Annotated in this window: 24 protein-coding genes and 1 pseudogene; 12 read left to right on the top strand and 13 right to left on the bottom strand. The window is 62.0% G+C overall.

Translation table 11 applies throughout. From position 1 onward, the window contains the following. Positions 1-16: 16 nt before the first annotated feature. Positions 17-1,246, bottom strand: coding sequence for an argininosuccinate synthase (locus tag NE852_RS13160; protein WP_008535656.1), 1,230 nt, complete (start codon positions 1,244-1,246; stop codon positions 17-19). A 124-nt stretch (positions 1,247-1,370) separates the two neighbouring features. Here NE852_RS13160 and NE852_RS13155 point away from each other — a divergent pair, with 124 nt between their 5' ends. From NE852_RS13155 to NE852_RS13145, 3 genes are all read left to right on the top strand, one after another. Next, positions 1,371-1,838: an Lrp/AsnC family transcriptional regulator gene (locus tag NE852_RS13155; RefSeq protein ID WP_008535655.1), complete on the top strand. Its 468-nt coding sequence runs from the start codon at positions 1,371-1,373 to the stop codon at positions 1,836-1,838. Between the two features lie 357 nt (positions 1,839-2,195). Continuing rightward, positions 2,196-2,912 (top strand): alpha/beta fold hydrolase, encoded by a 717-nt coding sequence (locus tag NE852_RS13150; RefSeq protein ID WP_008535654.1) that lies wholly within the window; start codon positions 2,196-2,198, stop codon positions 2,910-2,912. A 13-nt stretch (positions 2,913-2,925) separates the two neighbouring features. Next, a complete protein-coding gene (locus tag NE852_RS13145) occupies positions 2,926-3,522 on the top strand; it encodes a TetR/AcrR family transcriptional regulator (protein WP_037175245.1) in 597 nt (198 codons plus the stop codon). Positions 3,523-3,584: 62 nt separating this feature from the next. On the opposite strand, the gene NE852_RS13140 is transcribed toward NE852_RS13145, so the two are convergent. Next, positions 3,585-3,971, bottom strand: coding sequence for a DUF4440 domain-containing protein (locus tag NE852_RS13140; protein WP_037175248.1), 387 nt, complete (start codon positions 3,969-3,971; stop codon positions 3,585-3,587). A gap of 107 nt (positions 3,972-4,078) precedes the next feature. Between NE852_RS13140 and NE852_RS13135 the strand changes: the two genes are divergently transcribed. Then, entirely contained in the window at positions 4,079-4,327 is a 249-nt protein-coding gene (locus tag NE852_RS13135; protein WP_258156642.1) for a hypothetical protein, read from the top strand. A 37-nt stretch (positions 4,328-4,364) separates the two neighbouring features. On the opposite strand, the gene NE852_RS13130 is transcribed toward NE852_RS13135, so the two are convergent. Next, complete coding sequence (locus tag NE852_RS13130; protein WP_008535646.1) at positions 4,365-4,955, bottom strand: DUF1963 domain-containing protein; 591 nt, start codon at positions 4,953-4,955, stop codon at positions 4,365-4,367. Positions 4,956-5,228: 273 nt separating this feature from the next. On the opposite strand from NE852_RS13130, the gene NE852_RS13125 reads away from it, so the two are divergent. Then, on the top strand, positions 5,229-6,428 hold the full coding sequence (locus tag NE852_RS13125; RefSeq protein ID WP_008536727.1) for an IS256 family transposase: 1,200 nt from the start codon (positions 5,229-5,231) through the stop codon (positions 6,426-6,428). 498 nt (positions 6,429-6,926) lie between these two features. Here the strand turns inward: NE852_RS13125 and NE852_RS13120 are convergent. Together NE852_RS13120 and NE852_RS13115 are read right to left on the bottom strand one after the other, a co-directional pair. Next, positions 6,927-7,202, bottom strand: a pseudogene (locus tag NE852_RS13120) (DUF1963 domain-containing protein); the annotation flags it as partial. Positions 7,203-7,526: 324 nt separating this feature from the next. Beyond that, complete coding sequence (locus NE852_RS13115) at positions 7,527-8,366, bottom strand: SDR family oxidoreductase (protein ID WP_258156641.1); 840 nt, start codon at positions 8,364-8,366, stop codon at positions 7,527-7,529. A 126-nt stretch (positions 8,367-8,492) separates the two neighbouring features. Here NE852_RS13115 and NE852_RS13110 point away from each other — a divergent pair, with 126 nt between their 5' ends. Next, positions 8,493-8,870: a helix-turn-helix domain-containing protein gene (locus NE852_RS13110; protein WP_008535628.1), complete on the top strand. Its 378-nt coding sequence runs from the start codon at positions 8,493-8,495 to the stop codon at positions 8,868-8,870. 75 nt (positions 8,871-8,945) lie between these two features. Here NE852_RS13110 and NE852_RS13105 read toward each other — a convergent pair whose 3' ends face one another. Beyond that, a complete protein-coding gene (locus tag NE852_RS13105; protein ID WP_008535627.1) occupies positions 8,946-9,758 on the bottom strand; it encodes a hypothetical protein in 813 nt (270 codons plus the stop codon). A gap of 167 nt (positions 9,759-9,925) precedes the next feature. Here NE852_RS13105 and NE852_RS13100 point away from each other — a divergent pair, with 167 nt between their 5' ends. Further along, entirely contained in the window at positions 9,926-10,798 is an 873-nt protein-coding gene (locus tag NE852_RS13100; RefSeq protein ID WP_008536991.1) for a helix-turn-helix domain-containing GNAT family N-acetyltransferase, read from the top strand. A gap of 86 nt (positions 10,799-10,884) precedes the next feature. Here NE852_RS13100 and NE852_RS13095 read toward each other — a convergent pair whose 3' ends face one another. Then, positions 10,885-11,538: an O-methyltransferase gene (locus NE852_RS13095; RefSeq protein ID WP_008535614.1), complete on the bottom strand. Its 654-nt coding sequence runs from the start codon at positions 11,536-11,538 to the stop codon at positions 10,885-10,887. A gap of 95 nt (positions 11,539-11,633) precedes the next feature. Between NE852_RS13095 and NE852_RS13090 the strand changes: the two genes are divergently transcribed. Next, a complete protein-coding gene (locus tag NE852_RS13090; protein ID WP_008535611.1) occupies positions 11,634-12,278 on the top strand; it encodes a TetR family transcriptional regulator in 645 nt (214 codons plus the stop codon). A gap of 390 nt (positions 12,279-12,668) precedes the next feature. Here the strand turns inward: NE852_RS13090 and NE852_RS13085 are convergent, their stop codons facing one another. Together NE852_RS13085 and NE852_RS13080 are read right to left on the bottom strand one after the other, a co-directional pair. Continuing rightward, entirely contained in the window at positions 12,669-12,872 is a 204-nt protein-coding gene (locus NE852_RS13085) for a hypothetical protein (RefSeq protein WP_037175218.1), read from the bottom strand. Between the two features lie 210 nt (positions 12,873-13,082). Next, on the bottom strand, positions 13,083-13,724 hold the full coding sequence (locus NE852_RS13080) for a dihydrofolate reductase family protein (protein ID WP_008535601.1): 642 nt from the start codon (positions 13,722-13,724) through the stop codon (positions 13,083-13,085). Positions 13,725-13,813: 89 nt separating this feature from the next. Here NE852_RS13080 and NE852_RS13075 point away from each other — a divergent pair, with 89 nt between their 5' ends. Continuing rightward, positions 13,814-14,335 carry a helix-turn-helix domain-containing protein gene (locus NE852_RS13075; RefSeq protein ID WP_008535599.1) on the top strand — a complete coding sequence of 174 codons (522 nt, stop codon included), beginning with the start codon at positions 13,814-13,816 and terminating at the stop codon, positions 14,333-14,335. 39 nt (positions 14,336-14,374) lie between these two features. Here the strand turns inward: NE852_RS13075 and NE852_RS13070 are convergent, their stop codons facing one another. The 4 genes from NE852_RS13070 to NE852_RS13055 form a co-directional block, all read right to left on the bottom strand. Next, a complete protein-coding gene (locus tag NE852_RS13070; protein WP_037175216.1) occupies positions 14,375-15,097 on the bottom strand; it encodes a nickel/cobalt transporter in 723 nt (240 codons plus the stop codon). After that, on the bottom strand, positions 15,097-15,534 hold the full coding sequence (locus tag NE852_RS13065) for a YqaA family protein (RefSeq protein ID WP_008535595.1): 438 nt from the start codon (positions 15,532-15,534) through the stop codon (positions 15,097-15,099). Before NE852_RS13065 ends, NE852_RS13070 begins: the two co-directional genes overlap by 1 nt. A 4-nt stretch (positions 15,535-15,538) precedes the next feature. After that, positions 15,539-15,817 carry a metal-sensing transcriptional repressor gene (locus tag NE852_RS13060; RefSeq protein WP_258156640.1) on the bottom strand — a complete coding sequence of 93 codons (279 nt, stop codon included), beginning with the start codon at positions 15,815-15,817 and terminating at the stop codon, positions 15,539-15,541. A gap of 65 nt (positions 15,818-15,882) precedes the next feature. Beyond that, entirely contained in the window at positions 15,883-17,244 is a 1,362-nt protein-coding gene (locus NE852_RS13055) for a cation diffusion facilitator family transporter (RefSeq protein ID WP_258156639.1), read from the bottom strand. Between the two features lie 113 nt (positions 17,245-17,357). Between NE852_RS13055 and NE852_RS13050 the strand changes: the two genes are divergently transcribed. From NE852_RS13050 to NE852_RS13040, 3 genes are read left to right on the top strand one after another with little or no spacing between them, the layout of a single operon-like run. Further along, positions 17,358-17,681 carry a hypothetical protein gene (locus NE852_RS13050; RefSeq protein WP_008535579.1) on the top strand — a complete coding sequence of 108 codons (324 nt, stop codon included), beginning with the start codon at positions 17,358-17,360 and terminating at the stop codon, positions 17,679-17,681. 44 nt (positions 17,682-17,725) lie between these two features. Further along, entirely contained in the window at positions 17,726-18,454 is a 729-nt protein-coding gene (locus NE852_RS13045) for a HupE/UreJ family protein (RefSeq protein WP_008535576.1), read from the top strand. Positions 18,455-18,464: 10 nt separating this feature from the next. Next, complete coding sequence (locus tag NE852_RS13040) at positions 18,465-19,262, top strand: hypothetical protein (protein WP_008535573.1); 798 nt, start codon at positions 18,465-18,467, stop codon at positions 19,260-19,262. The last annotated feature ends 153 nt before the right edge of the window (positions 19,263-19,415 follow it).

Genomic DNA, 19,415 nt, shown 5'->3' with positions numbered 1-19,415 from the left:
GTGGCCAGCCCCGTCCTCATGATGAGGCCGGAGAGAGGGTGTTGCGGGCCGCCCAACTGCGGAGCCGCAGGCCGTTCAGGCGGATGAAGCCCTCGGCGTCGTGGTGGTCGTAGGCGACGGTGCTTTCCTCGAAGGTGACGAGGTCGGCGGAATAGAGCGACGAAGGGGAGGTGCGGGCGATGACCGCGGCACCTCCCTTGTAGAGCCTGACCGTTACTTCGCCGCTGACGAAGGCCTGGCTGCGGTCGATCAGGGCCTGCAGCATTTCCCGCTCGGGCGCGAACCAGAAGCCGTTATAGATCAGCTCGGCATAGCGGGGCATGATCTCGTCCTTCAGGTGGGCGGCGGCGCGATCGAGCGTGATCGATTCCATGCCGCGATGGGCAGCAAGCAGGATCGTGCCGCCCGGCGTCTCATAGACGCCCCGCGACTTCATGCCGATGAAGCGGTTTTCGACGAGATCGAGCCGGCCGACGCCGTGCCTTCCACCGAGCCGGTTGAGTTCGGTCAGCAGGGCGGCCGGCGTCATCAGCGCGCCGTTCACCGATACCGGGTCGCCGCTTTCGAAGCCGATGGTGACAGTCTCGGGGGCATCCGGCGCGTCGACGGGGTCGACCGTGCGCTGATAGATGTAATCGGGCGCGATCTCAGCCGGATTTTCGAGGACCTTTCCCTCGGTCGAGGTGTGCAGCAGATTGGCGTCGATCGAAAACGGCGCTTCGCCGCGCTTGTCGCTCGGCACCGGAATCCGGCGCTGCTCGGCATAGGCCAGAAGCTCGGTGCGCGAGCGGATGTTCCACTGGCGCCAGGGGGCGATGACCTCGAGCGATGGGGCGAGCGCATTGACGGCAAGCTCGAAGCGGACCTGGTCATTGCCCTTGCCCGTCGAGCCATGGGCGACGGCATCGGCGCCGACGTCTCGCGCGATGGCGACGAGATGTTTTGATATCAGCGGCCGGGCGATGGAGCTGCCGAGGAGATATTGTCCTTCATAGAGCGCATTGGCCCGGAGCATCGGAAAGACGAAGTCGCGGACGAACTCCTCGCGCAGATCGACGATGCGGATATCCCTGACGCCAAGCATGGCCGCCTTCGCCCGTGCCGGCTCGAGCTCTTCGCCCTGGCCGAGATCGGCGGTGAAGGTGACCACCTCGCATTCATAGGTTTCCTGCAGCCATTTCAGGATGATCGACGTATCCAGCCCTCCGGAATAAGCGAGGACGATTTTTCCAATCTTTCTTGCCATCTGATATCTCCCAACAGATGCTTGGAACGATAGGTCAAACCTGGCGCAATGAGCTTGCGAAGCGTCCCGGAAATTGCGAAAGTTTGGCATATCCTGCCAATGTTGACCGCAATGGAGCTATAAAATGCTTGCCACTCTGGATGCGATCGATCGCCATATCCTGCGGGTGCTGCAGCGCGACGGGCGCATTTCCAACGTCGAGCTGGCGAAGGAGGTGGGGCTGTCGCCTTCGCCGTGCCTGCGCCGTGTCCGGCTGCTCGAGGAAGCCGGGATCATCGATCGCTATGTCGCCGTGCTCGACCCGGCCAAGGTCGGTGCGGGGCTGACGGTCTTTGCCCGCGTCTGGTTCAAGACGCAGGATGCCGAGGTGACCCTGCGCTTCGGCGAAGCCGTCAGGCGCTTTCCCGAGGTGATGGAATGCTACCTGACGACGGGAGAATGCGACGCCGTGCTTCGCATCGTCACCGCCGACCTGCACAGCTACTGGCGTTTCCAGGCCGATCACCTGACCCGCATCCCAAGCGTGCTCAGCGTCAAGACCGACGTGCCGATGGAGACGCTGAAGCGGAGTTATGAGCTGCCGTTGCGATAGGTGGTTTGTTCGGCCGGAGCGCTGCGCCTCTGCATTTGCCGGCGCTGCCAGCCCCGTCCTTCGAGGCCCCTTGCTGGGCACTTCAGGGTGAGGCTGGAGAGAGGGCGCGCTCGGGAAGCGCGGAATTATGTAGCAAATGCTGCCAACGACCGCTTTCGGCCCCAAACCCGTCATTCGGCGGTCGCAAAAATCCGCCGCATAAGTCCGACTTTTGCGAGTGGGTTTTGCGACCGACATTCTCCCACGAAACCAACGGTGCGGTTCTCCTGGCGAATGACAAAGCTCCGATATGAGAATATTGACTGACCGTCAGTCAATATATACGATGACTTATGCCTTCCCAGTAAAGAGAGCGATATGTCTACTCAAAAGAAGACGATAATTTGCATCCCTGGCTTAGGGGCTTCGAAGGCCTCCTTCACCGCCCTCGCAGAGACAATTCTTGCGGAAAAATGCCATGTCCTTGCCATCGACCTTCCGGGATTCGGAGACCATTGTAGGGATTCCGTTCCAGACGAACCCGTGTCGATGGCAGCAGATATGCTAATCCCCGTCGTTGAGAGAATAGGCTGCCAGAACGTCATTCTTGTCGGTCATAGCCTTGGTGGTGCCGTTGCCCTCCTTACGGCCAAAAGAGTCAAGGGCGAGGTTTGGGGAGTTGCTTCAGTTGAAGGCAACTTAGTGGCCGAAGATTGCGGGATGAGCAGACGGCTGGCCAACGCCAGCAATATTGCCGAGGGAGAAGCTATAAAAGCTCGTGCCGTCTATGACGCTGGGCGCTCCGACAATGAGGGCGTGAGAGCCTGGTCAGCCGATTTGGCAAAAATATCCTACGACACTCTTTCAAAATATTCAAAAAATCTCGTGGACCTTTCTGATAGTGAAGTCTTGTTGCAGCAATTTTTGAGAGATAGTTACCGTCGAATGTATTTGTACGGTGAGGAGTATGTTGGCCATCCCGTGGTGCCGCGTCTGAGCTCAGTTCAACGAGTATTTATTCCCAAGGCGGGTCACGTCAATTTCACGGGTGATGCTCCAGACACCTGCGCGGTCGCCATTTCAAAGCTTCTGTAGAAAGAGCCCACCCATGGCCTTAAAAACTGCTGGTAGACCGAGAACAAGACCTGCAGAGGAGAGACGGGAAGATCTTGTGAGATCGGCCGAATGCCTCTTTCTGGAGAAAGGGGTGGAGCCGACAACGATCGAGGATATCACTCTTAGGGCGTCCGTCTCCAAAGGGGCCTTTTACCTGCACTTCTCGTCGAAGGCCGATGTTGTTGAGGCATTGCGAGTCCGCTTCGTCCAACAGCTACTGGATAGCGTGAACGAGGAGGTCGCTATGCGAAGCAGGGATGACTGGACCGGCAAACTGACAGGCTGGGCGAATGCCTGCGCTGTTGGCTACCTGAACGCTACTCGCTTACATCACCTAATCTTTGCCGCGGCCCCGCTGCCAACCAGGAACGGTCTAACAAACAATCTTCTGATCGATCATCTGGCCGATCTTCTCATAACTGGAAACCATGAGAAGGCTTGGTCGCTGGCAAACCCCGGCTTCACAGCCATTTTCCTGTTCAATGCGCTGCATGGCGTAGTGAACCGGGAGGGTATTGGCGAAAGTGAGCTTGATCGCCGCAAACTGCTTCATGATATTGAGGATCACTTTCGACGGGTCGTAAACTGAGCGCATCGCAAAAATCCCGCTTAGAGCGACACTTGTTTTCCTGACTTTTGCAACTTGGCTATTCAGGCAATGATGGTGCCTTGGTGAAAGACAATTTGCCATGCGTCTGCATTTTTCCGCCAGAGTGTCGTTCTGCGAGTTCGGCGATCCGGCTGCTGCAAGATGTAGTTGAGTTGGTAGAGGTCTTCAGCAAGCTCGCGGATCGAGAATTCGGAGCATGACCAGCCTTCCGGTTCCGGCTTTTTGTAAAATTCCAAAAGGTTCTCTATGACGAATTCGCGGTCACAAGCGTTGCTTGCGCCAATCTCCCAAAAATCATCGGCCGTCATTTTGAGAAGGTCTTCGCGGCTGGTGCCAAGCTCCCGGTGATGGAAAAGCGGTTCGCGAGCGCTGAGTTCGCCAAGGATTACTTGGAGATCGGGTTTGCCCTCGGCCGATTGTCGCTGCACGCGCTGCCGTTGCGATAGGTCATTTCCAGCGTGGGGGTGCCCGCGCGAACGGTTGCAACATGTTCATCGCATCACCACGTGTCCATGAAACGGGCAACGGAGCAGCCATGGACAATCGCGAGCAGAAGCCGAGCGATGGGGGATTCTTTCATTATTTTCAGTCGGTATTGGAAGCTATTGTCGAAGGGATCTGCGAGCTGGATTCCGAAATCGCTCTTCTGCTGGTGGCCGCTCCCCTGGTGATCCTTGTCACCTACTACGCATTCCGCGCCCTGTTTCAGCTGGGACGGCGGGTCTGGAACGTTTGCCGATCCGGCCGCGCCAAGAAGGTGGTGTCCGGATCGGCTGAGGCGTGATTGAGGAGCGCCGTTCAGGAGATGATTGCTCTTGGGGTCAGTGGCCTTCGATTTCAGCCTCGGCCAAATGAAACTCGCAGGTCCGCAACGCTTCCCGATTGATCGAAAATCGGATTACTCCAACATCCCACCATTGGAAACGCGGGCCGTCGGAATCGCTACAGAGTTGAAGCAGGAGGATTTCGTCGTCGCCGAGGTCGGATTGTAACCCTTCGCCAGGTCCCAACATTCGGTGTGACAGGTACCCGTTCAGCTCTGCCTGATCGGCGGGATTTCCGGCCGCGACCAATTCCGGTTCCATTTCAGCAATGCCGGGAAAATCGGTAAGAAGGGTCGTCAGCGATGCGCCGAAGGCCGTTTCGAGATGCGGATGCAGTCCGTAGTCTCCCGCTTGTTTTCGTAGTAGACGGCCCTCTTCCACGACGTTCAGAACCTTTTCGCGAAGTTCGGGGGAAAGCTTGGTTGCTCTGCCCAATACGGTGAGGCTGCCAGTCAGCGCGATCGCTTGCTTCTTCCAACCGTCATAGGCCTGCATCGATGTGTCGGAAGGTTCACCCCAGTGCTCAAGAACATCTTCCAGCGGCAGCGCATTTTCATGCCACTCATTTCTGGCTTCGTTCAAAAGCATGACTGCGTCTTCCACGCGGTATGGCAGGCTCCAAGATTTCAGCTGGATTCTGGAGCGATACCAGTTTTCTCCCTCTTCCCTCCGCAGCATTGAAAGGCACTCGTATGCCAGGTCGCGGTCGTGTCCCTACAGATGGTGTAGCTCGGCGGTAGCGAAGCCGCTCGCGAGCGCGCCCTCAACAGCGCGGTAGTGAGCGGGCGGCGAAGCGGTGGTCATCGATGTTCTTCAGTAGGGTTGGGTTGCTGACACCAACCTGATTCGAAGGAACCACCGATGACCGACGACATGATGAACCTGCGTGCGCTCGTGGAGAAGTCCCCCGACGCCGATCTTTTGCGCGAGATGATCGGCTTTGCCGCCGAGCGGCTGATGGAGCTGGAGGTGGGCGCTGCCACCGGTGCCGGCTATGGCGAGAAGAACCCGCTGCGGACGGCCCAGCGCAACGGCTACCGCGAGCGGGATTGGGAGACGCGCGCCGGAACCGTCGAGCTGCGCATTCCAAAGCTCAGGAAGGGCTCTTACTTTCCGGGCTTCCTGGAGCCGCGGCGCATGGCCGAGAAGGCGCTGACGGCGGTCATTCAAGAGGCCTATGTGCAGGGAATCTCGACCCGCTCGGTCGACGATCTGGTCAAGGCCATGGGTATGAGCGGCATCTCCAAGAGCCAGGTCAGCCGGCTGTGCGAGGAGATCGACGGAAAGGTCAAGGCCTTCCTCGAGCGGCCGATCGAGGGCGACTGGCCATATCTGTGGATCGATGCCACCTACCTAAAGGTCCGCCGGGGCGGCCGCATCGTCTCCGTTGCCGTGATCATCGCCGTTGGTGTCAACAACGACGGTCGCCGCGAGGTGCTGGGCATGGAGGTCGGCACCTCCGAAGCCGAGCCGATCTGGACCGAGTTCCTACGCAAGCTGACTCGCCGTGGCCTCAGAGGCGTCAAGCTGGTCGTCTCCGACGCCCACGAGGGCCTCAAGGCCGCCGTCACCAAGGTGCTAAACGCAACCTGGCAGCGCTGCCGGGTCCACTTCATGCGCAACGTTCTCGCCCACGCCGGCAAGAGCGGTCGGCGTGTCGTCTCCGCCTTTATCGCCACCGCCTTCGCCCAGGAGACGCCGGAAGCCGCAAGCACCCAATGGCGCGCCGTCGCCGACCAAATCCGCCCGAAGGTCCCGAAGCTCGCCGCCATCATGGATGATGCCGAAGAAGACGTTCTCGCCTACATGACCTTCCCGAAGGAGCACCGCGCCAAGCTGCACAGCACCAACCCGATCGAGCGCCTCAATGGCGAAATCAAGCGCAGGACCGAGGTCGTCGGCATCTTCCCCAATGACGACGCCATCGTCCGCCTCGTCGGCGCGATCCTGCTCGAGCAAAACGACGAATGGGCTGTCCAACGCGCCAGATACATGACGCTGGAAACCATCAGCCAGATGAGCGATGATCCGCTCATCAGCCTGCCAGCCGTGGCGCGCTGATCGTCCCGGCCCATGCCGGAGAACGCGGCGACCAAAGCCGCCACCTACACCACTCCCTGGGACATGATCCAGGTCGCTGATGTCGGACATGTCGACGCGGGCTCGGGGAGGCTCTTGTCGAATGGGCTCAGGTGCCTTCGACGCTTTGGACTTGAACGGATTGATGCTCTTCCAGAAATTTCGGATGGCATCCGGAACGACATCCGGTTCGTCCAAATCGGCCGGTTCCGCGGTAATAGCGTCCTCAAAAGGCTGGAGCCGAGGATCGTCTGGCCCTGAAAATCGTGGAACGTCCCATATGTCGATCACGGTGAAACGAACGGTGCACCTCGGGAAAAGCTCGCCTTTGGGGCTCTCTGGATTTCGATAATTGCTTCCCGGTGTTTCACCGTAATGAAGATGATCGATCCTCCACCCGGCATCCTCAGGAGCTGAGCGGCTGGGAAAATCCGCTGCGTTGCCGGGGTAGTAGAGAACACGCCAGGCGTCCGAACCGTAGGTCTGGAGCGGCTCGTTGGATTCCGCCAAGGCAAAGAAATAAAGCATTCCTGTTTTCGGAAACGCGCCGCGAGCCTCGATTTCAGGCAGCTCTTCCAGATTGATTTGCGCCAGGAAATCCAGCGAGGCCGTTGTCTCATCCTCGAACTCGATTGTTGGCCAATCCAGGGTCGGCGGAAGATTCGGTCTTCCTCCGATTTGCGACCAGAGCCCCAGAGCTTCGTTCGGTGGCCAGACCCGGTCCAACCTGATGGTTTTAGAGCGATGCGGGCGCATCGGCGCGGCCGCCTGTTCAAGTGTAACTTCCGGCCCCGTCCGATTAATCATTATGAATTTCCCGACTCTTTGCAGATAAGTGCCGGCGGGCGTGGACTCTTTAAGTCAGCGCCGCCTGAGCGTCGCACGCTATCTCAAAGGTGCCCAAGAATCGTAAACTTGTTCAGTTGCTGGCGTGCCGGTCTCCTCGAGCCTTGTGCCGAGGATCTGCTGCGCGGGTTGCGGATGCCCGGGACAAGCCCGAGCATGACGAGAGGATGGTTGGTCACTCTTGTGCGGAGCCCGAGACGGCGGCGATCGGCCGGCTCGGGCTTATGCTTTCGATTATCCCTTCAGCGCCGCGGCGTAATCGGCGGCGTAGGTCTTCAGCGAGCGTGGGGCCTTGCCCGTCAGTGTCTCGACATCGCCGGTGACGACGGCGGTCCAACCCTGGCGGACCGGATAGAAGATTGAGGCGAGGAAGCTTGCGTAATCGGCCGGCACGCCGGCGCCGGTGAGGATGCCGACGAAGGCTTCGTCGGTGATGGCGTTATAGGCGATCGGCTTGCCTGTTGCCTCGGAGAGGATTGCCGCGGTTTGCGCATAGGAAAGGGCTTCCGGGCCGGTCAGGTTGAACGCCTTGCCGTCGAAGGCCGAAGAGGTGAGTGCGGCCACGCCGCTAGCGGCGATGTCGCGGGCGTCGATGAAGCTCGATTGGCCATCGGCGGCCGGGAGCGCGATCTGGCCGTGGTCGAGGCCCGGTTTCCAGAAGGTGTGGAAATTGTCGGAAAACCAGTTCGGACGCAGGATGACGTAAGGCGTGCCTGACTTTTCCAGGGCGATCTCGACCTGGCGATAGGGGATGGAATCATCGGCATCGACGCCGATCACGCTCTGGAAAACGACCTTCACCTTGCGGGCGGCGGCGGCTTCGATGACCGGCAGCAGCATGCCTTTGGCATCGACATAGCCGGAGGCGAGCAGCACATAGGCGCGGTCGACCCCTTCAAAGGCCGGGCCGAAGGTTTCCGGCCTGGCATAGTCGAAAGCTACGCCTTCGGCGCCGGCCACCGGCTTGCCCGAGCGCGAAGCCGCCTTGACCGTCTCGCCCTTCGCCAGAAGCCCGTCCACCACATGTCTGCCGACGGTGCCCGTTGCGCCGAGAACGAGGATCTTATTGCTCATGCCACTCTCCTTGGTATCTATTGGAAACTATCTAACGATCGGATAGATACAGGTAAATCAGGATTAGAAAAGAGAGCACTTTTTCGTAACATGGTTTCCTCAGGGAAACCGGGAAGGGAAGCAGAGATGGCTGCGATCGAACAGGCCTATGACGTTTATGAGGACCGCTGCCCGACCCGGCTGGTGCTGGACCGACTGGCGGACAAATGGGCGCTGCTCATTCTCGACCGGCTGAAAGGCGGTCCGATGCGCTTCAACCATATCCGCCGCGATATCAAGGGCATATCGCAGAAAGTTCTGGCGCAGACGCTGCGCAAGCAGGAGCGCGACGGGCTGATCACACGCACGATCTACCCGACCGTGCCGGTCACCGTCGAATATGCGCTGACGCCGCTCGGGCGGACGCTGACGGAGACGGTCTCGGCCCTGACACACTGGGCGGAGAAGAATATGGACGCGATCTCCATGGCGCAGCGCGCTTATGACGAGGCGCATCCGGGGTGAGGGTGGTTGGGATGGCATATTGAGGTCCGGGCGTGCAGCCAATATGGCGCTGCGAAGCGCCTGAGCGCCTGCGCGTCACTCGACCTGGATATGAATATGGTCGTCGTGGCGGGCGGCGCGGCAGCCTTGGAAGCGGACGTGCGCGTCGGTAATCCCTAGCGTGTTCTTCAAATGTGGCTCGATGAAGATCTTCTCAAGGCGGAAGCGGGTCACGCCTTCCGTCGTCAGCCAGGCGATGGCGGCGGAGGTACGCTGCTCTTCGATCCGATAGGCCGGGAAGAGCGGCTGCAGGGCGTCGAAATCCCAGCGGGTGGTGAGCCAGTCGTTGCGGCCGGCGCAGGGCAGTTCGTCGCCGGCGGCGGGTTCCTCGAAGGCGAAATAGCCGATCGGGGAGCGGGTGACGCCATTGAGGAAATTGCCGTCGGCATCCTTGTAATAATAGGCGAAGTCGAGCTTCCTGCCATCGTCATGCGAGAGATGCGGCAGCAGCGGGAAACCGTTCAGGAAGGGGAAATTTGCATCCAGCGCGACGGTGACAGTGCCGGGAAATTGCTGGTCCATATGGGCGGCGAGTGCCTTTGCCAGATCGCGCACCTCTGACGTGACGTAGTTGCGGTTGAGCGCGCAGTAGATTGGTGAGCGGACCACGAGCCGGTCTGCCGCATCCGACAGGCAGGAGAGGGGAACCCGGCCGAACGCCGGCGCGGCGAGGCTGGCGGCGAAACTGGCGCCGGCATAGAGAAGCAGGAAGAGGGCGAGCCTTGCGGGAAAACGCCGTGTGCCGACGGCGCGTGCGGCGGCAAGCGCCAGGAGATAGGCAATGCCGCCGATCTGGGTGAGCAGGGTAAGGACGATGACGATCAGGGCGTGGAGGGTAAAGCGGAGCACCGTGCGGCCTTGCTATGGGGGAGTTGCATTGCCATAGGTGAGGCGATGGGGATGTGCAAGCGTGGGCTGGGTGCCTCGTCCTTCGAGGTCCCTGGCGGGGCGCGCTCTCAAGAGCCTTTCGGCCTTCCGAATTGACAGAATTAATTACCTGACCTAAGTCAGATAATATGAACTCGGATCCCATTTCTCGCGTTCGTCGCTTCAATCGCGCCGTCACCACCGAAGTCGGCGCGCTCGATACGTCTTTCCTCGGGCGCGGTCGTCCGTTGGGGGCGGCGCGCGTGCTGAATTCGATCGGCAAGGGGCAGTCGGATGTTGCGGCGATCCGTGATCATCTCGGTCTCGACTCCGGACTGATGAGCCGGCTGCTGCGCGGACTGGAAGAGGAGGGGTTGATCGAGACGGTTGCCAATGCCGAGGATGCGCGTCGCCGTGTTGCCCGGTTGACGGAAGCCGGGCGATGCGAATTCGAGGCCTATGAAGCGCTTTCCAACGCGCAGGCGGAGGCTTTTCTGGCGCGCCATCGCCATCCGGAGGAATTGTTGCGCGCCATGGATCTCGTCGCCGCCTCGCTTCGGCGCGACCAGATCGTGATCGAGGAGAAAGACCCCCGGCACGAAGACGCCCGGTATTGTCTCGGCGAATACTACGGCGAACTCGCGCGCCGCTTCGCCAGGGGGTTCGACGTATCGCTTTCGCGCGATCCCGACGCCGGGGATATGATCCGTCCGCGCGGAGCCTTCCTGGTGGCGATGTCGGACGGTCTGCCGATCGGCTGTGTCGGGCTGAAGGGCGGTAGCGGGATTGCGGAGATCAAGAGGCTCTGGGTCGCCCCGTCGGCGCGGGGGCTCGGGCTCGCCAAACGGCTGATGGGCGCTGTCGAGGACATCGCCCGCGCGCTGTCGATCGAGGTTCTGCGTCTCGATACGAACAGCACGCTGCCCGAGGCGCAGCAGCTTTATCGGAGAACCGGCTGGAGCGAGATCGAGCGGTTCAACGACGATCCCTATCCGGATTTGTTCTTCGAAAAGCACCTTTAGGCAGGCGGGTGGCCGTGCCTCCAGCCTGTCTCTAAAACGCGGCGCATGACGTGTGTCATGCGCCGCGTTTTCGCTCCGGGCTGGCGTCACATGCGCATCGACAGCTCGATATCCTCCGCAAATGGCGTCGACAGATAGCCTGACGCCGGCGAGCGCACGTGGGCGAGATATTCGGGGCTGACGTCTGCGTTGTCGGCGACAACAAGCGCGCCCGGTCTCAGCCGGTCTTCGACCAGCTCGAGAATATCGCGATAGAGCGGTTTTGCTCCGTCCAGGAACAGCAGGTCGATTGTCTCGGGCAGGTCCGTGCTCAGCGTCTGCAGGGCATCGCCTTCGCGCATCTCCACCAGGTCGATGAGGCCGCCGGCCGTCAGGTTGGCCCGGGCGCGGGCGAGCTTCGACGGCTCGAACTCACTCGTGATCAGCCGACCGCCGCCATTGTCGCGCAAGGCGGCGGCGAGATAGAGGGTCGAGATGCCGAAGGATGTGCCGAATTCGACGATCACGCTTGCGCGGCTGCTGCGCGCCAGCATGTAAAGCAGCGCCCCGGCCTCCCTGGAAACGGGCAGCCAGAGATCCTTCAAGCGCCCGTAAAGCTCGATATATCCGGTCTTGCTGCCGATCAGGCGCATCCGCTCGTCGCTTGACAATCCCGATGCCGCGGGGCCGGGTGCGGCCGCAGCTTCTTCAAACAGGCGGTCGAGCAGGGGAGCCAGTGGGGCAGTGGTCAGCGTCGTCATTTCGGTCGTCTCCTTTTGAAATCCGCAGGTTCTTGCGTGGGATGGAAAATACGAGTAATTCGTCGCATCTGCTATTCGCATTGCCGAGCGCTGCCATGACCGATCGCCCAAGAGCCCAGATTTCCTCGCGAAAACAGCCCCAGCAGACCCGCTCGAGCGAACTCGTGACGGCGATCCTGGATGCCGCTGCTCAGGTTTTGGCGCGGGAAGGCGCGCAGCGTTTCACCACGGCGCGGGTGGCCGAAAGGGCGGGCGTCAGCATCGGATCGCTCTACCAGTATTTCCCCAACAAGGCGGCGATCCTCTTCCGGCTGCAGAGCGACGAGTGGCGTCAGACCACCGACATGCTCGGCGATATTCTTGCCGATGCGCAAAAGCCGCCGCTCGCACGGCTGCGCAGCCTGGTCCACGCCTTCCTGCGCTCGGAATGCGAGGAAGCGGCGATGCGCGTGGCGCTCCATGACGCAGCGCCCCTTTATCGCGATGCGCCGGAAGCACAGGCGGCAAGGGCAGCGGGAGACCGCTTCGTCGAGCAGTTCATGCGCGAAGCGCTGCCCCGCGCGCCTGAGGCGACGCGGGAACTCGCCGGCGACCTGATCTCCACGACGCTCGGCACAGTGGGAAAGCAGTTCTCCGAGGCCGCGCGAAGCCCTACCGAAATCGAAGCCTATGCCGACGCCATGGCCAACATGTTCTGTGCCTATCTGGAAAAGCTCGAGGCTGGCGGGCTAGGAGCGTAGGAACCGATGGGGGTCTGGACAGGCTCTTCGAATATGGGAGCGTCGTTGTCCATTCTTGCCTTCGCTTTCGCTTCGTGCATTCGCTCCTATCGTCGCTCACCCCCTCATCTGCCTGCCGGCATCTTCTCCCCGCCGGGGAGAAGGGACCCAAGCTGCAAGGCCATCATTCCTTTAGCCGGCTTGTCAAAGGGAGCGAGGCGCTGCCACGATTCCCTTCTCCCCAGCGGGGAGAAGATGCCGGCAGGCAGATGAGGGGGCTGAGGAGCGTCTGCGACGAGCGCCTTGAGCGCCAAGCGAAAGGCAGGTGATGTGTATGCCCGGCGCGCCTCGCTTTTCGAGGCCCCTAGCGGGCGCCTCAACACGAAGCTCTCTGAAGTGGACGCGATGGCTCTACCGGCGGTCCATCTGCTGCGACAGTTCGGCTAAAAGCTTCTCCGGCGCGATATTGGTCTGGACCAGATCGACCGCGATGGTAATGGCGCGGCGGCCTTCGGTGCTCTCGATGTCGAGCTTCTTCTCGCTGCACCATTGCTGAACGGCGTCAGTGACGAGATTTATCTCGCTGTCATCGAGGGAAATGAGCGATTGAAGCAATGTCATGCCCTCCGTTAATGGCAAGAGCACGTATGAACTCCCAAGCGGTCCCGCCGAATATTCTGATGGGCCGATGCTGTCATTCTACGCTGATCCCGCGGGAACACCACAGCTAACTCAAACCGAGCGGTATTGTACCGTCAGCGACGGCGGATCTGCCTGCGCGAGGGACGATGCCGGCGGCCGTTGGAGCCGCCGGCGCCGAAGGTGTTATTTCGCCAACACGATATGCGTGGCGTGTTCGCTTGCGACATGTTCGGTGACGCGGAAGCCCAGAGCGGGCAGGTCGATGCCGGTAAACATCGCCTCGCCCTGGCCGAGCACGACGGGGGAGACGGCGAAATGCAGCTCGTCGACGAGGTCCGCCTGCAAATATTGGCGGACGGTCGCAACCCCGCCTCCGATCTTGACGTCCTTGCCACCGGCATCAGCCTTCGCCTTGTCGAGCGCCTCGTGAATGCCGCCGGTGACGAAGTGGAAGGTGGTGCCGCCCTCCATGACGATCGGCTCGCGCGGATAATGCGTCAGGATATAGGTCGGCGCGTGGTAAGGCGGGTTCGGACCCCACCAGCCCTTCCAGGCATCGTCCGGCCACTCGCCGCGGATGGGGCCGAACATGTTGCGGCCGAGGATGAAGGCGCCGAAATTGGCCATGGCGCGCGAGGCATAATCCTCGTCGATGCCTGTCGAGCCGTCGTCCTTGCCCATCATCGCGCGGAAGGTGCGGGTGTGGAAGAACCATTGGAACATTTCCGGGCCCCGCTTTCCCAAGGGATCATTGAGGCTTTGCTCCGGCCCGGCGCCGAAACCATCCACGGAAACGGAAAATCCTGCGACACGCACTTTGGACATGACTTCCTCCATCTGGTTGCGAATTGAAACTGGTTGTCTTCTCGCACAAGTGATCCTATAATGCAACTGGTTTTTGCAGGAGATGCGACGTGGACATAGAATTGCGGTCGGGCTGCCCGATCAACCTGACGATGGAGGTGCTTGGCGACCGGTGGAGCCTGATTATCATCCGCGACATCATGTTCGGCAACCGCCGGCATTTCCGCGATCTGCTCAATCATTCGCAGGAGGGAATCGCCTCCAACATCCTGGCGGCGCGGCTGAAGCGGCTGCTGTCGCTCGGCTTCATCAGCAAGCGGGACGATCCGAGCCACAGCCAGAAGGCGATCTACAGCCTGACCGAGCCGGCAATCCAGCTCGTGCCGCTCTTCGCCATGATCGGCGCCTGGGGACGGCGTCACCTGCCGGTGACGGAGGATCTCAGCATCCGCGCCGAGCTGCTGGAGGAAGGCGGGCAGCCGCTTTGGGACGAGTTCATGGACGATCTCAGGCAGATCCACATCGTCGATCCGGTCGGCGGGGCGAATGGAACGGTCACGTCACCCGTGCTGGCAAAGCTGACGGCGGCATTTCTGGAGGTGCGCGGGAGGATGACGGCGGGAGCGGCGTAAGCAAAAGGCGATATTGGAGGATGTGCCGTCAGCCGGCCGTCACGCCGTGACGAGTTCGTGGATGGCGACGGTGAGGAGGATGGCGCCGGCGGTGGCTTCGGCCGATTTCGATACCGCGGCGAGCAGCCGCGGTCGGGTCTTCAGGAGATGGGCGAGGCGCTCGCGGAAGAAGACGGCGAGCAGGGCGACGGCGGACAAGGTCAGGCCGACGCCGAGCATCATGGTGACGGCGAAGAGGATGCCGGTCACCACCACCTGATGGATCATCGCGAAGGTCATCACGAAGAGCGTCAGCGGGCAGGGGACCAGGCCGGCCATGAAGCCGACGATCACGCCCTCGCCATGCGAATGGATATGGGCGGGGCGGAAGAGCGCCCGCCACAGCATCCAGCCGCCGATGACGCCGAGCAGGCCGCGGCTCAGCACTTCCAGGAGCGGCGCCGAGCCCGCATCGGCGAAGGAATACGAGACCAGCGGCAGGGCGAGAAGCGCGATGACGACAGCCATTCCGACGTGGGTGAAAGACAAGGCCATGGAGACGAGAAGCGCGCGATGGGCTCTGGCCGAGGAGCCGGCCAGATAGGTGGCGAGAACCGACTTGCTGTGCCCCGGCGTCATGGCGTGGACGGCACCGAAGGCGACGCCCATCGGCAGGAAGCCGAGGAAAGGCAGCCAGCCGCCGCCTGCCGCGAACGCCTTGATCTGACCGGCGAAGGCGAGATAGATCTCGCGCTGGTATTCGATGATCGCTTGCCAGAACATCATGTCAGGCCCATCGTCGCCGCGGCAAGTACGAGGTACCGCCCGGCCTTGGAAATCGTAACGAGGAGCAGAAATGTCGGCAACGGCTCGCGAAGCACGCCGGCCGCGACCGTGATTGCGTCGCCGACGATGGGGAGCCAACTGCCGAGCAGCAGCCATCGCCCGTATTTACGGTACCAGGCCTGCGTCCTGTCGAGCGCATTCGGGCTGACTGGAAACCATCGCCGCCCGCGAAAGCGCTCCAAGCCGCGCCCGAGGAGCCAGTTGACGAGCGAACCCAGCACATTGCCGAGGCTTGCGACCGTGACCAGCCAGAACATCGGCTGCTTCTCGGCCAGCAGGAGCCCGACGAGGATCGCTTCCGACTGCATCGGCAGGATCGTCGCGGCAAGGAATGCCGCCAGAAACAGTCCCGCATAGGCGGCCGCGTCCACCATCTCCTCAGAGATATTTCGCGATCGTCTTGAATTCGTCGATCGAGTGGCGCTGGTCGCGGTTCAGGGGGCCGACCGTCTCGTCGAGGCAATGATCGAGATGGTCCTGGATCAGGGTGCGCTTGGCGTTGGTGATCGCCTTCTCGACGGCGGAAAGCTGCTGGGCGATGTCGAGACAGGGCTTGCCGCTCTCGATCATCGCAATGACGCTCTTCAGATGTCCTTCGGCGCGCTTGAGCCGCTTGACGATCTCGGGGTGGGTGGCGTGGGTGTGCGGTTCGCTCATGCTGTTTCCATCCCCCAGAAGGGGATGGCTGTCAACGGCGGCATCAGCGGCGCTTCTCGCATCGCTCAATGATGGTGGCCCTCCGGCTCGGTCATGCGGAAGGGCAGATCCGCCCCGCCGCGCTCGGAGGTCAGCTTCAGCACAGCGTCGAACTCATGCGGCTCGGCGGGCGCTTCGGCGCTCTGCAGGGCATGGTGATCGTTTGGCGACGCCAGAAGCGGCAGAATCTCGAGGCCGTGCGGCCGCCTGATTTCGACGACGGCGTTCAGGCCGGGCGCGTGTTTCGACACGGTAAAGCGCATCCGCTCGCCGGCCGGGGTGTCGATGATTTCGAGCAGGCCGGTGGCGATCTCCGACTCCACCTTGAAAGGATCAGGCGCGTGGTGATGGCCGTTTCCGTGATCATGAGCAGAGGCAACAGGCTCGACGCCGTAATCGTCGAACTGCACGGTGGCATTGCCGAGCGAGGGGAGGTGCCCCTGCAATTCGCGCCGCAATGCCCCAGCGATCGCATTGGCCTCGGAGAGGGATTTCGACGGATCGACCGAGATGACGATGTCGGTATGGAGCTTGTGGCCGAGCCAGCGCGCCTTGACGTCGATCACGCGGTCGATGCCCGGGACATGCTCGGCGGCATGGGCGATTTCTTCAGGGATGCCGGGTTCGACGCCGTCGAGGCTGCGGGTGATGACGGCGCGCGCCGACTGCCAGACGATGCCGAAGATGGCGATGGTGATCAGCAGGCCGATGATCGGATCGGCGAGCGGGAAGCCTGCCCAGACGCCGGCAGCGCCGAGAACGACGGCAAGGCTGGTCAGGCCGTCGGTCCGGGCATGATAGCCGTCGGCGATCAGCGCGGCGCTGTTCATCTCGCGGCCGACCCGGATGCGGAAGACGGCGACCGCCTCATTGCCGATGAAGCCGACGACGCCGGCGATGGCGACGGCGGCAAGCTGGGTGATCGGCTGCGGATTGATCAGCCGGTCGATCGCCTCATAGCCGGCGACGAGCGCGCTGAAGAGAATGATCAGCACGATGACGAGGCCGGCATAATCCTCGACGCGGCCGAGCCCGTAATTGAAGGTCTTGGTGGCCTGGCGGCGGACGAGCGAGAAGGCGATCCAGAGCGGGATGGCGGTGGCGGCGTCGCCGACATTGTGAATGGTGTCGGCAAGCAGCGCCACGCTGCCCGAATAGAAGACGACGGCGAGCTGGAAAAGGGCGGTGATCGCCAGGATCACGAAGGACCACTTGATCGCCCAGATGCCGCGTTCGGACGAGCTGATGCTGGGATCGATGAGGCCATGCGTGTGGCCGTGCCCGCCCTCGTCACCATGCGACCCGTGGCCGTGAGAATGTCCGTTGCCGTGCGAATGTGCGTGATCGGCCGGGCCGAAGCCAAACCATTCCCTGATAACCGAAAGCATTTCTTGCTCCGCATGTGAAAAACTGCGCTTGTCCTATCCCCCTGGAGGGGATATTGCAAGCTGGTTCTTTCAAGCGTTTCGGGGATGTGATTCGATTGCCGTCGAAATCAGGGATGCGTCGGAGTCTCGCGGTCGTCATGATCGTCGCGATGGCCTTCTTCGGCTGGTTTGCCTCCGATGAGCGCCCGGCGGGCCTTGCCGCTGCGGCCGGGATCTCGGCGTCCGCCGATGCGTTGCATGCGCATGACAGCGGGGAGACGGCGGAGCAATCTCACCACCATGGCGACCATTCCCATGAGAAGGTCAGCCTTTCCGCTTCGCTCGCCTTCACCATTCGCGCTTTCCGCGATGACCTGCAGCAGGAGCGATCCCTGCCGTTGAAGGGGCTGGCGCCCGGCGGCCCGGAGCGGCCGCCGCGCCCATTCCGATCCGTCTGACGATCGCCGCTTGCGCGGCTTCCTCAACGCATCGGGAAACCATCATGAGACAACCACAATCGAGAGGCCGTGCCGCCGCATGCGGCCGGTTCGCTCAGAACGTCCTCCTTGCCGCGATGTCGCTCGCCGTCTCGGCGACCGTCGCCGCGGCGCACGGCGTCGCCGAAGGCGACAAGGGCTACATTCAGGAAATCACCGGGGTGAACATCATTCCGTTCATCTATCTCGGCGCCAAGCACATGGTCACCGGCTACGACCATATTCTCTTCCTGCTCGGCGTCATCTTCTTCCTCTACCGGATGAAGCATATCGGCATCTATGTCAGCCTCTTCGCCTTCGGCCATTCGACGACGATGCTGCTCGGCGTCTATTTCAGCATCGGCGTCAACAGCTACATCATCGATGCCATCATCGGCCTGTCGGTCGTCTACAAGGCGCTCGACAATATGGGCGCCTTCCAGCGCTGGCTGGGCTTCCAGCCGAACACCAAGGCCGCGACGCTGATCTTCGGCTTCTTCCACGGCTTCGGCCTGTCGACCAAGATCATCGACTATGAAATATCGCCCGACGGTCTCGTGCCGAACCTTCTCGCCTTCAACGTCGGCGTGGAGATCGGCCAGCTGCTCGCCCTGTCAGCGATCCTGATCGCCATGGGCTACTGGCGGCGCACACCGAGCTTCTGGCGCCACGCCTATGCCGCCAACGTCGTGATGATGAGCGCCGGCTTCCTGCTGGTCGGATACCAGCTCACCGGCCTCTTCGTTTCCCTATAAGGATTGACCAATGTACAACACGGATTTCCCATCGCGCGCCGATCTGCCGACGGCCGCCCGCCTGAAGCGCTCCACCGCCATTGCCGCCGGCTGCGCCGCCATCCTGCTGGTAACCGTCGTCATGCCGGCCGAATACGCCATCGACCCCACCGGCATCGGCAGCGCCGTCGGGCTGACCGACATGGGCAAGATCAAGACGCAGCTCGCCGCCGAGGCGGCAAAAGACGCCCCGGCGGCCACTGCTGCCGCCGCCGCGCCTGCTGCGGAAAACGGCCAGCAGTTCGAACGGATAGAGGCGCGGCTCGAGCAGATCGAACGGCTGCTGCTCGACCGCGACCGGGTGGCAACGGCCCTTGCGCCGCCATCGGCTGCCATTGTCGAGCAGGTGCGGGTGCCGGCGCAGGAGCCGGCTCAAGAGCCGGTGCCGACCGAGGCCGCGGCGACGCCCCCGGAAGCCGGCATCGTCGATACGACGGCCAGCATTCCCGCGGGCGGGCGGGAGGACGAGTTCGCCATGACGCTCGCTCCCGGCGAGGGCAAGGAAGTCAAGCTCATCATGTCGGCCGGCGCGGAGGCGAACTTCCAGTGGTCGGCGAACGGCTCCCTCGTCAACTTCGACACGCATGGAGAAGGCGGCGGCCGGACGGTCAGCTACGAAAAGGGCCGCGGCGTGGGTTCGGACGAAGGCGTGCTGAAGGCCGAATTCGACGGGACGCACGGCTGGTTCTGGCGAAACCGGACGAGCGAACCGGTGACGCTGACGCTTCGGACAAGCGGCGACTACGCCGAGATGAAACGCCCTCGATGAGAGCGCCCGGCGGCGCCCGCTCGCCGGGCGCCGCACCTTTGCCTTCTCGAACGCATCGCTATCTGACGAGCACAAGGACGAGCGGGCCGGCGAGCAGGCTGGCGAGGATGAAGGCGGAGAGGAGGTAGGTTTCGAGAATTCGGAGGATGGATT

Origin of the sequence: Rhizobium sp. Pop5 (genome assembly GCF_024721175.1) — a bacterium.
GTDB lineage: Bacteria > Pseudomonadota > Alphaproteobacteria > Rhizobiales > Rhizobiaceae > Rhizobium.
This window is presented reverse-complemented; position numbering and strand designations above follow the sequence as displayed.

Bases quoted from the DNA above. Each gene is read 5' to 3' on its own strand.
- NE852_RS13135 (WP_258156642.1), top strand. From the start codon at position 4,079: ATGGACAATCGCGAGCAGAAGCCGAGCGATGGGGGATTCTTTCATTAT.
- NE852_RS13070 (WP_037175216.1), bottom strand. From the start codon at position 15,097: ATGTTCTGGCAAGCGATCATCGAATACCAGCGCGAGATCTATCTCGCC.
- NE852_RS13050 (WP_008535579.1), top strand. From the start codon at position 17,358: ATGCGTCGGAGTCTCGCGGTCGTCATGATCGTCGCGATGGCCTTCTTC.
- NE852_RS13080 (WP_008535601.1), bottom strand. From the start codon at position 13,724: ATGTCCAAAGTGCGTGTCGCAGGATTTTCCGTTTCCGTGGATGGTTTC.
- NE852_RS13055 (WP_258156639.1), bottom strand. From the start codon at position 17,244: ATGCTTTCGGTTATCAGGGAATGGTTTGGCTTCGGCCCGGCCGATCAC.
- NE852_RS13150 (WP_008535654.1), top strand. From the start codon at position 2,196: ATGTCTACTCAAAAGAAGACGATAATTTGCATCCCTGGCTTAGGGGCT.
- NE852_RS13095 (WP_008535614.1), bottom strand. From the start codon at position 11,538: ATGACGACGCTGACCACTGCCCCACTGGCTCCCCTGCTCGACCGCCTG.
- NE852_RS13040 (WP_008535573.1), top strand. From the start codon at position 18,465: ATGTACAACACGGATTTCCCATCGCGCGCCGATCTGCCGACGGCCGCC.
- NE852_RS13100 (WP_008536991.1), top strand. From the start codon at position 9,926: ATGAACTCGGATCCCATTTCTCGCGTTCGTCGCTTCAATCGCGCCGTC.
- NE852_RS13155 (WP_008535655.1), top strand. From the start codon at position 1,371: ATGCTTGCCACTCTGGATGCGATCGATCGCCATATCCTGCGGGTGCTG.
- NE852_RS13060 (WP_258156640.1), bottom strand. From the start codon at position 15,817: ATGAGCGAACCGCACACCCACGCCACCCACCCCGAGATCGTCAAGCGG.
- NE852_RS13045 (WP_008535576.1), top strand. From the start codon at position 17,726: ATGAGACAACCACAATCGAGAGGCCGTGCCGCCGCATGCGGCCGGTTC.
- NE852_RS13160 (WP_008535656.1), bottom strand. From the start codon at position 1,246: ATGGCAAGAAAGATTGGAAAAATCGTCCTCGCTTATTCCGGAGGGCTG.
- NE852_RS13110 (WP_008535628.1), top strand. From the start codon at position 8,493: ATGGCTGCGATCGAACAGGCCTATGACGTTTATGAGGACCGCTGCCCG.
- NE852_RS13115 (WP_258156641.1), bottom strand. From the start codon at position 8,366: ATGAGCAATAAGATCCTCGTTCTCGGCGCAACGGGCACCGTCGGCAGA.
- NE852_RS13130 (WP_008535646.1), bottom strand. From the start codon at position 4,955: ATGCTTTTGAACGAAGCCAGAAATGAGTGGCATGAAAATGCGCTGCCG.
- NE852_RS13065 (WP_008535595.1), bottom strand. From the start codon at position 15,534: ATGGTGGACGCGGCCGCCTATGCGGGACTGTTTCTGGCGGCATTCCTT.
- NE852_RS13090 (WP_008535611.1), top strand. From the start codon at position 11,634: ATGACCGATCGCCCAAGAGCCCAGATTTCCTCGCGAAAACAGCCCCAG.
- NE852_RS13125 (WP_008536727.1), top strand. From the start codon at position 5,229: ATGACCGACGACATGATGAACCTGCGTGCGCTCGTGGAGAAGTCCCCC.
- NE852_RS13145 (WP_037175245.1), top strand. From the start codon at position 2,926: ATGGCCTTAAAAACTGCTGGTAGACCGAGAACAAGACCTGCAGAGGAG.